At 68.1% G+C, this 13,156-nt stretch carries 11 protein-coding genes; all 11 read left to right on the forward strand.

Annotated elements, in window-relative coordinates; translation table 11 throughout:
- Positions 1–215 precede the first annotated feature (215 nt).
- A complete protein-coding gene (locus GZ64_RS0118105) occupies positions 216–2,762 on the forward strand; it encodes a purple acid phosphatase family protein (RefSeq protein ID WP_029268113.1) in 2,547 nt (848 codons plus the stop codon).
- Between the two features lie 137 nt (positions 2,763–2,899).
- Positions 2,900–3,541, forward strand: coding sequence for a hypothetical protein (locus GZ64_RS0118110; RefSeq protein WP_029268114.1), 642 nt, complete (start codon positions 2,900–2,902; stop codon positions 3,539–3,541).
- A gap of 98 nt (positions 3,542–3,639) precedes the next feature.
- Positions 3,640–4,665 carry an Lrp/AsnC family transcriptional regulator gene (locus GZ64_RS0118115; protein ID WP_021201411.1) on the forward strand — a complete coding sequence of 342 codons (1,026 nt, stop codon included), beginning with the start codon at positions 3,640–3,642 and terminating at the stop codon, positions 4,663–4,665.
- Positions 4,666–4,780: 115 nt separating this feature from the next.
- Complete coding sequence (locus tag GZ64_RS0118120; protein WP_029268116.1) at positions 4,781–6,271, forward strand: aldehyde dehydrogenase family protein; 1,491 nt, start codon at positions 4,781–4,783, stop codon at positions 6,269–6,271.
- Positions 6,268–7,026, forward strand: a complete 759-nt coding sequence (locus GZ64_RS19295; protein ID WP_051668235.1) for a gamma-glutamyl-gamma-aminobutyrate hydrolase family protein — start codon at positions 6,268–6,270, stop codon at positions 7,024–7,026. Before GZ64_RS0118120 ends, GZ64_RS19295 begins: the two co-directional genes overlap by 4 nt.
- A complete protein-coding gene (locus GZ64_RS0118130) occupies positions 7,023–7,493 on the forward strand; it encodes a DUF3830 family protein (protein WP_017829890.1) in 471 nt (156 codons plus the stop codon). The genes GZ64_RS19295 and GZ64_RS0118130 overlap by 4 nt, the downstream gene beginning before the upstream one ends.
- A gap of 41 nt (positions 7,494–7,534) precedes the next feature.
- Positions 7,535–8,614 (forward strand): extracellular solute-binding protein, encoded by a 1,080-nt coding sequence (locus tag GZ64_RS0118135; protein WP_021201408.1) that lies wholly within the window; start codon positions 7,535–7,537, stop codon positions 8,612–8,614.
- The gene (locus GZ64_RS0118140) at positions 8,611–9,438 is read left to right on the forward strand and encodes an ABC transporter permease (protein WP_021201407.1); all 828 of its coding nucleotides are present in this window, start codon (positions 8,611–8,613) and stop codon (positions 9,436–9,438) included. Before GZ64_RS0118135 ends, GZ64_RS0118140 begins: the two co-directional genes overlap by 4 nt.
- A gap of 2 nt (positions 9,439–9,440) precedes the next feature.
- Positions 9,441–10,241 carry an ABC transporter permease gene (locus GZ64_RS0118145; protein WP_029268117.1) on the forward strand — a complete coding sequence of 267 codons (801 nt, stop codon included), beginning with the start codon at positions 9,441–9,443 and terminating at the stop codon, positions 10,239–10,241.
- Positions 10,241–11,284 carry an ABC transporter ATP-binding protein gene (locus tag GZ64_RS0118150; RefSeq protein ID WP_029268119.1) on the forward strand — a complete coding sequence of 348 codons (1,044 nt, stop codon included), beginning with the start codon at positions 10,241–10,243 and terminating at the stop codon, positions 11,282–11,284. Before GZ64_RS0118145 ends, GZ64_RS0118150 begins: the two co-directional genes overlap by 1 nt.
- A gap of 67 nt (positions 11,285–11,351) precedes the next feature.
- Positions 11,352–13,118: an alkaline phosphatase family protein gene (locus GZ64_RS0118155; protein ID WP_029268121.1), complete on the forward strand. Its 1,767-nt coding sequence runs from the start codon at positions 11,352–11,354 to the stop codon at positions 13,116–13,118.
- The last annotated feature ends 38 nt before the right edge of the window (positions 13,119–13,156 follow it).

The raw sequence follows: 13,156 nt of genomic DNA on the forward strand, positions 1-13,156 counted from the left end.
CCGTTCTGCGAAACCCAGACCATCCGCCCGCGCGCCGGCGCGCCACCCCTCGACACGCCGGTCCCCGCGACGTCGGTCTCCGTTTCGGCCGAAGGAGCGTCGGTCGCGGAGTTCACCCGCCCTTCCCTTCGGGGTCAGACGCCGGTCATCCATCTTCGATGGGGTGGAGGGGCCTCGTGCGGCTGAGCACGGAAACCCCACCTCGAAGGACTGACATGACCTCCCCCACCCCTGCGGTGCGGTGGCGGCGTCGCGGACTGACGTCCGTCGCGCTCCTCGCCCTGCTCGGCGGCGCCGTCGTCGCCCCCGCGGCTCTCGCCGCACCCGACCCCGAGGTGCCGACGGGATCGCTGATCACCGGCGACACCTCCTGGCACTACCTCGACGACGGCTCCGACCCGTCTCCCGCACCGGCGGCGCTCCGCGACTGGACGCTGCCCGCCTATGACGACAGTGCATGGAAGACCGCTGCCGGCTCGTTCGGCGCGAAGGGCGGGAAGCTCGCACCGGTCGGTCCGCAGACGCCGAAGACCCTTCTGAACCACTACCTCGACGGCACGGCGGCCCCGACCGTCCCGACCTACTTCTTCCGCACCACCTTCGAGCTCGAAGCGGGCGTCGCCGAGCAGGTCGCGGCCCTCCAGAGCACTATCACGTACGACGACGCGATCATCGTCTGGATCAACGGCGAAGAGGTCGCCCGCTACGTCGACGGCCGCATCACCGACACCACCAACGTCGAGTACGCGGGAGACGGCAACGGCGACCCGCTCACCAGCACGTTCAGCGCCGAAGGCGACCTGCTGCACGACGGCACCAACACGATCGCCGTCTCGCTGTTCCAGGACCGGGAGACCAGCTCCGACATCTTCTTCGACATGTCGTCGCTGACCCTGGTCAAGGCATCCGCCCCCGGCACCCCGATCGTCGCACCGCCGACCCGCGTCATCCTCACCCCGACCGAGCAGCCTGCCGTCTCGCAGTCGTTCTCCTGGCTCGCCGGCGACGCCTCGCACACGGTCGGACAGGTCGAGATCGCGCCCTCGGCGGGCGGCGAGACCCGCACCGTCGACGCGTATGACGCGGGTGTCGTGAACGGCAACCCGAACAAGCACTTCTCGGCCACCGTGACCGGCCTCACCGCCGCCACCGAGTACCGCTATCGCGTCGGCCTCCCGGGCAGCTGGAGCGACTGGTTCACTTTCCGCACCGCGGATCCGTCCGCGACCGACTTCCAGTTCATCTACTACGGCGACGCGCAGATCGGCCTCGACACCACGTGGCCGAGCGTCGTGAAGCAGGCGGAAGCCGCTGCGCCCCGGTCGATCGGCTCGGTGCACGCGGGTGACCTCATCAACACGTCGAGCAACGAGAACGAGTGGGTCAACTGGTTCAAGGGCATGAAGGACTCGGCCGTCCGCACCAACGTGATGGCCGCCCCCGGCAACCACGAATACTCGGGCGACAAGCTGCTCACGGCGTGGAAGGCCGCGTTCGAATACCCGCGCAACAACCCGTCGACGAGCTCGATCGGCGAGCTGGCCGACCTCGCCAAGGGCGACTCCGCCGTGGCGCAGCAGTACCGCGCGTTCTTCGACCACTGGAGCTCGTTCGCCGCCGAGACCGCGTACTACACCGACTACCAGGGCGTGCGTTTCATCACGCTGAACGCCACCCGCGACACGACCTTCCTCACCCCGGCCGGACTCCCGTCCTGCACGGGCACGGAGTGCCCGTCGTCCCAGATCGGCACGCTGTGGACCCGCTTCCAGGGCGCCTGGCTCGACCTGCTGCTGCAGAACAGCCCGTCGAAGTGGAACGTCGTCACGTTCCACCAGCCGGTGTTCTCGGCATCCGAGGGTCGCGACGAGCCGGTGTTGCGCGCCGAGTGGCTCCCGGTCTTCCAGCGCAACGACATCGACCTGGTGCTCATGGGCCACGACCACACCTACGCTCGCGGCTACGTGAACACCGATGCCACCGAGACCACCGGCCTCACCACCGGCCCGGTCTACGTCGTGTCGAACTCGGGCGCGAAGCACTACGACCTCGAGACCCCCGAGAAGAACGTCTGGACCAACAACGGCGCCACCCAGGTGCTGCGTGGCCAGGGTGTCACCACGTACCAGGTCATCGACGTGTCGAAGAATCAGCTGGTCTACCGTTCGTACCTCGCCGAGAAGCAGCCGGGCGCGACCACCGACCTCCCCGTCGGCGCCGTCTACGACACGTTCACCGTGACGAAGTCGAATGCCGGGGAGAAGTGGGTCACCGAGGCCGGCGTCACGCCTCCGGTCACGCCGGAGCCCGAAGTTCCGGCCAAGGTCGAGCTCGGCGCGGCATCCGTGAAGGCCGGCGGCACGGTCACGGTATCGGGCAGCGGCTTCGCGGAGGGCGCGCAGCTGCGACTCGAGCTGCGGTCCGACCCGGTGCAGCTGGGCACCGCCACCGCCGGTGCGGACGGATCCTTCCAGCGCACGGTCACGGTCCCGGCGAACACCCCGGCCGGCGGGCACACGCTCGCGGTGATCCTGCCCGACGGCACCGAAGTCACCGCGGCCCTCACCGTCGCAGCGGCAGCCGGTGGCGGAGCGGTGGCACCGGGCAACGGCGGCTCGACAGGCGGCGACCTCGCCACCACAGGTGCCGACAGTGCGCCGTACATCGTCGCAGCCGTCGTGCTCCTCGCCGCCGGCCTCGGCCTGTTCGCGATGCGCCGTCGTCGCCGTCACGCCGCGGTGGAGACGACCGAGGCGGAGTAGTCCGCACGAGAGGGTGCCGTGCCGTCTTCGGACAGGCCGGCACCCTCTTTCCCTGCACAGATATCCCATCGATAACGATGCGGATCCGCTGCTCACGGGGAGCCATCCCCTCCTCCACACACCCCTACGCTCTGGACATGCGCCCTCACTCTCGCCTCATCCTCGCTTCGGCCACAGCCGCACTCCTGGGCCTCTCGCTCACCGCCTGCGCCCCGGCGAGCACAGACGGCTCGGTGACGCCGTCATCGTCATCGTCGCCGGTCGCCTCTCCGTCCCCCACGCCTGCGGACCGGGTCGTCGAGATCTCGGTCGACGGCCTCTCGGTCGACGACGGCGCCGTGATCGCGTACGACGACCCTGACGGCGCTGTCGCCGCCCTCACCGACGCCTTCGGATCGGCTCCGACGGAAGGAACCGTCGAGGGCCCCTACGGCGCCGTGTACTCCGGATACGACTGGCAGGGCACGAAGGCGACGGTCCGCGAGACCCGTATCGACCTGGTCGTGTCGGCGGATGCCCCCGGTGTGATATTCCGCACCCCGGAGGGCATCGGCATCGGTTCCACGCGCGCCGAGGCGATGGCCGCAGGAGCGGTGGACGGCTGGGATGAAGACGGCGACGGCGTCGCCGACTACCTGAGCATCGGCGTGCGAGAGGTTCCCGGCACGTCATCCCTCGTGAATCCCGGAGAAGTCGGCGTGGAGTACATCGACCTCAAGATCACCGGCGATGTCGTGACCCGCCTCAGCAGCGGAGGCAACGACTTCAGCGACATCTGACGCGAATCCGGACGCTGTCGACAAGACTCCCCATCGCCTGACGGAACCGCCGACTGAGATAGCCTTCACCCGAGTCCGTCCCCGGTGAAGGAGAGCAAGTGTCCGCGAATGATGTGATCGCCGACGAGACCGATCGGATCGTCGCCGCGGCCCTGCAGGTGAACGGCCGCGCGTCATGGGGCGAGATCGCTCGCGTGGTCGATCTGCCCGAGCGCACGGTCGCCCGTCGAGGCCAACGGCTGCTGGATCGAGGACTGGTCCGCGTCTCCACCTACGTCGACCCGGCCCGCGTCCTACACGCCCGCGCGGTGCTGTTCCGCATCACGACCGAGCCCCATGCGCTGTGGCACGTGGCACGCACGCTCGCGCGGCGGGCGGACGCGTCCTCGGTCTCGGTGCTCGAGGGCAGCAGCGACATCGCCGGAATGCTGCTCCCCCACGATGACGCCTCCATCCGCGAGCTGCTCTTCACCGACTTCCCCGAGCTCGACGGCATTGACTCGATCAATGTCACGACAGTGCTGAAGTTCTTCCGCTCGGGGCACGACTGGCGCGCGGGAGTGCTCACCGACGAGCAGGCGCGCATGCTCGACGAGTCGTCCGGATCCGAGGTCGACCCCGCCGATTCTCTGAGCACGGACGAAGAGGCGCTCATCCGGCTGCTGCTGAAGGACGGACGGATGCCGGTCGCTCAGCTTGCCCGATCGCTGGGACTGAACGTCACGACCACCCGGCGCCGGATGGAGTCCCTGAGCCGTCGCGGTCTGATGCATCCGCGGACCGAGGTCGTGCCGAGTCTGTTCGGGTTGGGACTGGAGGCGCTCGTCTGGCTCCGGGTGCCGATGGCGCGCCTCGAGAGAGTGGGAACCGCCCTGGCGGCAGCGCCCGAGGTGAAGTTCATCGCCGCGACCACCGGCACCTCGCAACTGCTCGCCAACGTGCTCGTGAAAGACGCCGACGAGTTCTACGAGTTCCTCACCGGGCCGGCCGTGGCGGGCCACGAAGGCCTCGAGGTCGTGGAGTCGCTGGTCGTCATCACGCCGGTGCTGCGTGGGTCGCTGATCGTGGATGAGGCACCCGAAGCACTGGCGAACGACATGCCCACCGGCGCCATCCGCCTATAGTCTGATTCTGTTACTGACATGTAACGAAATGGCGAGATCGTTCTTCAAAGCTTGACCTAGTGGCGAAATAGGGCAAGTATCCTCTCCAGGGCCATCACCCCTGGAGAGGACGACCGTGTTCACGGCAACGGGAGACAACTGGGCGGATCGCGCGGCGACGCTGCCCCTGCGCACGCGCTTGTTCATCGACGGTGCGTGGGAGGAGGGCTCGGCCGAGCCACTGACGCCGGTGAGCCCGCGCGACGGACGGACGCTCCCGCCGATCAGCGCAGCCTCGGTGGGCGATGTGGACCGTGCTGTGCGCTCGGCGCGCGCGGCATTCGACTCCGGGATCTGGTCGCGGATCGCTCCCCGCGAGCGTGGACAGCTGCTGATCGCGTTCGCCCAGAGGATCCACGACAACGCCGAAGAGCTCGCCCTCACCATCTCGCTCGAGATGGGCAAGCCCCTGCGCGAGGCGCTGCAGACCGAGCTCCGCGCCGTCGTGAACTGCTTCCGCTGGTACGGCGAGGCTGCGGACAAGGTCCTCGACGAGATGCCGGTCACCGCCCCGGGCAGCCTCGCGCTCGTCACCCGCGAACCGGCGGGAGTGGTCGCGGCCGTCGTGCCCTGGAACTTCCCCCTGACCATGACCGCCTGGAAGCTCGCCCCCGCTCTCGCGGTCGGCAACAGCGTGGTGCTCAAGCCCGCCGAGCACACCACCTTCTCGGCGCTCCGTCTGGCCGAGCTCGCACACGAGGCCGGGATCCCCTCCGGCGTCCTCAACGTCACACCCGGCACCGGCCAGGTCGCCGGCCGTGCTCTCGGCGAGCACCATGACGTCGACGTCGTCACCTTCACGGGCTCGCCCGAGGTCGGCCGCAAGTTCCTCGGCTATTCGGCGGCGTCGAACGGCAAGCGCGTCTGGCCGGAGCTCGGTGGCAAGACCGCCAGCCTGGTGCTGCCGGATGCCGACCTCGAGCGCGCGGTGCGGGCCACCGCCGACGGCTGCTTCTACAACCAGGGCCAGATGTGCACGGCCTCGTCGCGTCTGCTGGTTCCCCGCGCCCAGCGGGACCGTGCCCTCGAGATCGCCGCCGACGTCGCACGCACGACCCTTCCCGCCGACCCCTTCGAGGTCACGACCTCGATGGGCGCGATCGTCAGCGAGAGGCAGCTCGCGGGCATCGCCGGCTTCGTCGAGCGCGCCCAGACGGAAGGCGGCGAACTCGCGGCCGGCAGCCCCGAGCGGTTCCACGCCGTCGATGGTGGCAGCTACTTCGCCCCGGTCGTGCTCGGCGTCACTTCCCAGCACGAGGTCGCGCAGCGCGAGGTGTTCGGCCCCGTGCTCTCGGTCATCGCCTACGACGACGTCGAAGACGCCCTCGAGATCGCGAACGGCACCGAGTTCGGACTCGCCGCCGCGCTCTGGAGCACCGACCTCAACGCCGTGCACACCCTGTCTCGGCGCCTGCGCGCGGGCATCGTCTGGGTCAACTGCTTCGAGGAGGGCGACATGACGATCCCCTTCGGCGGGGTGAAGGGTTCCGGCTTCGGCCGCGACAAGAGCCTGCACGCCCTGGAGAAGTTCACCGATCTGAAGACGACCTGGATCGAGCTCTCATGACGCGCCCGTTCATCGGCATCACCACCTGGCGCCGGTTCATCGACACCGATCTCGGGGCCGGCCGCGCGGCGCACACCCTGGGCACGGAGTACGCCGCCCCCATCGAAGCGGCCGGCGGTGCCGTCGTTCTCCTCCCTCCGACGGCGAGCGTGGACGAGGTGCTCGACCGCCTCGACGGGCTGGTGCTCTCCGGCGGCGAAGACGTGCACCCCTCGCGCTACGGCGCCGAACCGCAGGAGGGGAAGAACTACGACCCCTCGCGCGACGGCTTCGAGATCGAACTCGCCCTCGGGGCACGCCGGCGCGGTATCCCCGTACTCGCGATCTGTCGCGGACTGCAGGTGAGCAACATCGCCTTCGGCGGGTCCCTCGTGATCGATATCCCGACCACGGAACACCACCAGCCGGTGCGCGCCGCCGACCAGCAGCTCGCCGCCCGGCATCCGATCGTCCTCGCGGACGGGAGCCGGCTCGCCGCCCTCTACGGCACGCGGGAGCGGATCGTGAACACCATCCATCACCAGTCGATCGACGTTCCCGCCCCCGGTGTCCACTCCGTCGCCTGGGCGCCGGACGGGATCGTCGAAGCCGTCGAGTCCGACGACGACTGGCCCTTCTGGGCAGTGCAGTGGCACCCCGAGAAGATGATCGACCCCGATGAGGCCGCAGAGGAGATGCCGCTGTTCACGGCGTTCGTCTCGGCCGCCCGCGAACGAGCAGCGGAACACCCCGCTGCGGAGAAAGGAACACGATGACCAAGCAGGTCTTCCTCGAGTACGAGAACGGCGTCCGCGCCGTCGCCACCCTGTTCGAGGACCTCGCCCCTCGCACGTGCGAGGCCATGTGGGGTGCGCTGGAGAAGCCGGTCACCATGCAGGCGATGCACGCGATGTATGCCGGACCGGAGGTCATGGTCGGGCTCCCCGAAGAGGCTCAGAACTTCGACCCCGAGAAGGTGCCGTTCGAGAACCAGCAGGTCGTGCCCGCACCGGGTGATCTGCAGTGGTACTGGCAGCGACCCATGCAGATGGGTGGGCTGCCGTTCGAGTGGTACGAGATCGGCGTCTTCTACGATCGTGGTGCCCGTACTCTCGGCCCGCTCGGATGGACACCCGTCAACATCTGGGGCGGCATCACCGAAGGACTCGCGGAGTTCGCCAAGGAGAGCGCGGCGATCCGCATCGACGGAGCCAAGCAGCTCACCATCGGACGCCTGGTCTAAGGCGTCGACTCAGTGCTGGACCCATCCCGAAGGAGCAGTGCATGAATACCCGAAGAATCCTCACCACCGGAGCGCTCGTCGCCACCGGAGCCCTCGTCCTCGCCGGCTGTGCTGCCGGTGACGACAGCGCATCGTCCGGCGACAAGGAGTTCGCCGGCGAGACCATCGTCGTCACGTCATTCGGCGGCGACTGGGAGAAGGCCTTCATCGAGGCCGTCGTCGATCCCTTCGAGGAGGAGACCGGGGCGAAGGTCGAGCTGATCACGCTGTACAGCGCCGACGCCCTCGCGCAGGTCACCGCCCAGAAGGCGAGCCCGCAGATCGACGTCGTGCATTTCTCCGGAGGGCAGGAGTTCACCGCGGCCGCAGACGGTCTCATCGCGCCGATCGCCGCCGACGAACTCTCCGAGACCGGCGACCTGATCGACCTGGCCACGGCCGGACTCGAACGGGGCGAAGGCCCGGTCATCCAGCTCGCGCCGATCGGGCTCGTGTACAACACCGAGGCGGATGCGCCGGCACCCACCTCGTGGTTGGATCTGTTCGACGAGGCCTACGCAGGGCACGTCGCCCTCACGGACTTCTCGAACACGTACGGCGTGCTCTCGATGCTCCGGGTCGCCGACGCGCTCGGTGGTGGCATCGACGACCCGTCGCAGGCGATCAGCGATCTCGGGGCCCTGGCTTCCTCGGGCGACGCGATCGTCGTCCCGACCTCGCCCGATCTGCAGACCGCCTTCGCCCAGCGCGACACGTGGCTCGCACCGTACGCGATGGACTACGCCGGGACGCTGCAGGACGCCGGCCTTCCGGTAGAGTTCATCGTCCCGGAAGAAGGCGTCACCGCCTCCCTCATCACGGCGAACGTGGTCGAGGGCCGGGACAACCCCGACCTCGCGAAGCTCTTCATCGATTTCGAACTGCGCCCCGAAGCACAGGCCGTCTTCGCGGAGAACATGCGGTACTCGCCGGTCAACACCAAGACCGAGCTCTCCGACGAGGCTGCGGACGCGGTGCTGACGGGTGACGAGCTCGAGACGGTCGTCGTCTACGCTCCGGGCGATGTCGCGGCTTCGCGACCGGCCTGGACCGATGAGTGGAATGCGCTGATCACCAAATGAGTGTGCGAACCCGTAGGGAGCCCTGGCTCCTGCTCCTGCCGGCGATCGTGCTGCTCGCGCTCGCCTTCATCACCCCGGTGGCTGGCATGCTCCTCATGAGCGTGCAATCGTCGGCAGGCGGGTTCACCCTCGACAACTTCACCCGGTTGTTCACGAGTGAGTATCACCTCCAGGCGGCGCTGCGCTCGCTCCGCCTGGGGGTGATCCAGACGGTGATCACCCTGCTCATCGCCATCCCGCTGTCCTACGTGATGGCGCGCGCCGGATCCAAGGTGCGCTCGTTCCTGCTGATCGTCGTGATCCTCCCGCTCATGACGAGCGTCGTCGTCCGCACGTTCGGGTGGGTGGTCCTGATGGGACCGTCAGGGCTCCTCATGAAGATCCCCGGTGCCGAGTTCCTCGTGAGCGGCACCCAAGGCTTCCTCGGAACCGAGACCGGTGTCGTGATCGCGATGGTGCAGGTTCTCCTCCCGTTCGCGGTGCTGAGCATCCTCGGCGTGATCTCGGGCATCCGGCCGCAACTGGAGGAGGCCGCACGCACCCTCGGCGCCGGATTCTGGCGCACACTGTGGCACGTCGTCCTCCCCCTCGCGATCCCCGGCATCGTCGCCGGAGCCTCGCTCGTCTTCGTCCTGTCGGTGAGCTCGTTCATCACCCCGCGCTTCATCGGCGGCGCGCAGATCCCGGTGTTCGCGCAGACGATCTACATCGATGCGACCACCAACCTCGACTGGTCGTTCGCGGCCGCGCAGGCCGTGCTGCTGTTCGCCGGGGTCATGCTCGTGCTCGCAGCGACGTCCCGACTCGGGAAGCAGAAGGTGTGACCATGGTCCGTTCCGTTCCGATCCTCGGCAGGGTCCTCGCCATCGTCCTCGGCGTCGTGGTGACGCTCTACATGCTCGTGCCGCTCATGGTCGTCGCCGGAGCCTCGATCGGCGAGAACCGCTTCCTGACCTTTCCCGGTCAGGGCTTCACGTTCGAGTGGTACGTCGAGGCGCTCACCTCCGACACGTATCTGGAGCCGTTTCGGCTGAGTCTGCTGGTCGGCATCACGGTCGCGATCGTCGCCGCAGCCATCGGCACCGCAGCCGCTCTCGCCCTCACCCGCTTCAAGGTCCCCGGCGGTGCCGCCATCCAGGGGCTGCTGATGTCGCCGCTGACGATCCCCACGATCATCCTCGCCATCGGCGCACTGTCCATCTCCTCACTCACGATCGGGTCGCCGAATGTGGGTGTCCTGATCGCGATCCACGTCGTGATCGCGATCCCCTATGTCATGCGCACCGTCACAGGTGTCATGACCAGGGCCGACCACTTCACGGAAGAGGCGGCACGCACCCTGGGCGCCAGCACCTGGAACCGCTACCGCCTGGTGGTGCTCCCCATCGCCCGCCCCGGCATCGCCGCCGGCGCGTTCTTCGCCTTCAACATCTCGTTCGACGATGCGGTCATCGCCCTCTTCCTGCGTACTCCGCAGCTCGAGACCCTGCCCATCGCCATCTACGGCCAGCTGGAGTTCAGCACGTCGCCCACCGTGGCCGCCGTCTCGACTCTCATGGTCCTGCTCACCGTCGTCCTCATGATCGTGCTCGAACGCATCATCGGCCTGGGAAGGTTGTTCGTCTGATGACAACACTCACCATCACTGCTCTCACCAAGGACTTCAAAGGGACGAAGGTGCTCAAGGGCATCGACATCTCGATGCGTTCGGGGGAGTTCGTCTCCTTGCTCGGGCCCTCGGGGTGCGGCAAGACCACGCTCCTGCGCTGCATCGCGGGCCTCGAGTCGCCCAGCGGCGGCACGATCGAGATCGCCGGCCAGGATGTGACCGGGCTCCCGCCCGAGAAGCGCCACCTCGGCATGATGTTCCAGAGCTATGCGCTGTTCCCGCACATGAGCGTCGTCGAGAACGTGCGCTTCGGTCTGCGCATGTCGGGCGAGAAGACCAAGGCCGAGCAGAAGGAACTCGCCGTCCGTGCGCTCGAGCGCGTGCAGATGGGCCACCTGGCCGATCGGGTGCCGGCACAGCTGTCGGGCGGACAGCAGCAGCGCGTCGCCCTGGCCCGTGCCATCGCGTTCGAGCCGCGCGTACTGCTGCTCGACGAGCCGCTGTCGAACCTCGATGCCCGCCTACGGGAGGACATGCAGGTCGAGCTGAAGGAACTGCACCGCACGCTCGGCCTGACCACCGTGTTCGTCACCCACGACCAGGAGGAGGCGATGAGCCTCTCGGACCGCATCGTCCTCATGAACGCAGGTGTGATCGAGCAGGAGGGTGCACCGGCCGAGCTCTACGGAGCACCGCGCACTCCCTTCGCCGCCGACTTCATCGGTGCGGCGAACCTGCTGCCTGCGACCCGTTCCGGCGCCGTGGCGACATTGGATGGCACCGCGATCCAGGTGCCGATGACCGGCGCGGGCCCCGATGGCGCCGGCGAGGTGGTGCTCCGCCAGGAGGATCTGCGGCTCTCCCCGACGATCGGAGGCGACGCTCCGGTACGTGTCGAGGTCGTCACCCATGTCTACCGAGGCGCCGACGTCGTCTACATCGTCGAGCTCGCGGGAAAGCGGATGCGCGTCGTGCGTCCGCGGCACGAGGCGCCGATCCCCGAGGGTGCGGCCGGTCTCGGCTGGCGAGAGGGTGCCGTGCTCTGGATCGCCGCGGCCTGACGGACAGATCCGCTCCTCGTCGGAGGGCGCCCTCCGACGAGGAGCGGCACCGTCGTAGGATCGCGGCATGGCCGACGAAGACTCCCCCTCCCCCGACGCCCCCCGCGATGCCTCCCGCCGAGGCTTCTTCAAGGTGGGCGGCGCCGCCCTCGCCGGCGCGGTGGTCGGCGGTGTCGGCGGCGCGGCCATCGGAGCCTCCATCGCCGGTAACGGTCGCGACGGTTTCGCGGCGGATCCTGATCCGTTCGCCGCCCTCACGCCGCGCAGCGAACCCGGTTTCGATCACCTCGTCGTCGTGATGGGCGAGAACCGCTCCTTCGACAACCTGCTCGGGTACCTGTACTCGAAGGAGAACCTCCCGGCGGGCGAGACGTTCGAGGGTCTGGAATTCGGCTCCTACAGCAACACCGCCTCCGACGGCACGGTCGTCGACGCGCACGTGTACGAGGGCGACACCGACCGGATCATGAGTCTTCCCGACCCGGACCCGGGCGAGGAGTACCCGCACGTCAACACGCAGATCTTCGGCACGGTCGATCCTCCGACGAACGCCGACCTCTTCGTCGACGAGATGACCGCGCCCTTCAACGCCCCGACGCGCGGCGAGAAGGCCACGATGTCGGGTTTCCTCGAGGACTACATCATCAACTTCCGACGCCTGCGCAAGGGTGTGGATCCCCGGCCCGACGAAGCCGCGCACATCATGGGCTCGTTCTCTCCCGAGATGCTGCCGGTGCTGTCGACGCTCGCCTCGGAATTCGCGGTGTTCGACCACTGGTACGCCGGAGTGCCCTCGCAGACCTTCTGCAACCGTTCGTTCTTCCACGCCTCCACGTCTCACGGTTTCGTGACCAACCAGGCCGGAGGCGGCTACCGGAAGTGGTTGGATGCGCCGGCAGCGCCCACGGTGTTCAACCGGCTCGAAGACAAGAAGGTGAGCTGGAAGATCTACATCGACAAGCTCCAGCTCGTCTCGTTCACCGGCATGCTGCATGCGGCGGTGCTGGAGAAGTACTGGCGCACCGATCATTTCGGAACGATGGAGGACTTCTACGCCGAGGCGAAGGACGGCACGCTCCCCGCATACGCCTTCATCGAGCCGCGGATGGTTTACGACCACAACGACTTCCACCCTCCTTTCGGTTCCCCCCGCGAGAGCGAGGTCGACGGTGAGGCCGTGTTCGACAGTGCGATCTCTGACGTGCGTGCCGGAGACCGCCTCATCCACGACATCTACGAGGCGGTGCGCACGAGCGCTTCCCCGAAGGGCTCCAACGCCGTCAACACCCTGCTGCTCATCACCTTCGACGAGCACGGCGGGTGCTACGACCACGTGCCGCCGCCCGCCGTGACGAAGCCGACGCCCGAGACCGGTCCGGGTGAGATGGGCTTCACCTTCGATCGGCTCGGGTGCCGGGTGCCGGCCATCGCCGTCTCGGCCTATACCAAGCGCGGCAGCATCATCCATGACGAGATGCATCACGGATCCGTGACCGCGACCCTCTCGCGCCTGCACGGCCTGACGCCCCTCAACGACCGGGATGAGTCGGCGAACACGCTGCTGAACGTCGTCAACCTCGACAAGCCGCGGCATCCGTCCGACTGGCCGGTGACCACCCCGGCCTACACGCCGCCCAACCCGGAGGACACGGCACCACAGCCCGGAGAGAAGGATCAGCTGAAGCCTCTCACGCCGCCCGCACGCGGTCTGCTCGGCCTGCTCCTCGCGCGCTACGGGAAGCCTGGTGAGCAGGAGCCGGAGACCTTCGCCGACGCCTACAAGCTGCTGCACGAGCACGGCGAGGAGCTGTTCGGTCCGCCGAGCGGGAACTGATCGTGGCTCTACTCGTACGGTCGGCGCTCAGTGAGCAG

Source organism: Microbacterium sp. Cr-K32, assembly GCF_000708345.1.
In the GTDB taxonomy this organism is placed as follows: Bacteria; Actinomycetota; Actinomycetes; order Actinomycetales; family Microbacteriaceae; genus Microbacterium; species Microbacterium maritypicum_A.

Coding starts and splice junctions, on each gene's coding strand:
- GZ64_RS0118105 (WP_029268113.1), top strand. CDS start 216: ATGACCTCCCCCACCCCTGCGGTGCGGTGGCGGCGTCGCGGACTGACG.
- GZ64_RS0118110 (WP_029268114.1), top strand. CDS start 2,900: ATGCGCCCTCACTCTCGCCTCATCCTCGCTTCGGCCACAGCCGCACTC.
- GZ64_RS19295 (WP_051668235.1), top strand. CDS start 6,268: ATGACGCGCCCGTTCATCGGCATCACCACCTGGCGCCGGTTCATCGAC.
- GZ64_RS0118130 (WP_017829890.1), top strand. CDS start 7,023: ATGACCAAGCAGGTCTTCCTCGAGTACGAGAACGGCGTCCGCGCCGTC.
- GZ64_RS0118135 (WP_021201408.1), top strand. CDS start 7,535: ATGAATACCCGAAGAATCCTCACCACCGGAGCGCTCGTCGCCACCGGA.
- GZ64_RS0118140 (WP_021201407.1), top strand. CDS start 8,611: ATGAGTGTGCGAACCCGTAGGGAGCCCTGGCTCCTGCTCCTGCCGGCG.
- GZ64_RS0118145 (WP_029268117.1), top strand. CDS start 9,441: ATGGTCCGTTCCGTTCCGATCCTCGGCAGGGTCCTCGCCATCGTCCTC.
- GZ64_RS0118150 (WP_029268119.1), top strand. CDS start 10,241: ATGACAACACTCACCATCACTGCTCTCACCAAGGACTTCAAAGGGACG.
- GZ64_RS0118155 (WP_029268121.1), top strand. CDS start 11,352: ATGGCCGACGAAGACTCCCCCTCCCCCGACGCCCCCCGCGATGCCTCC.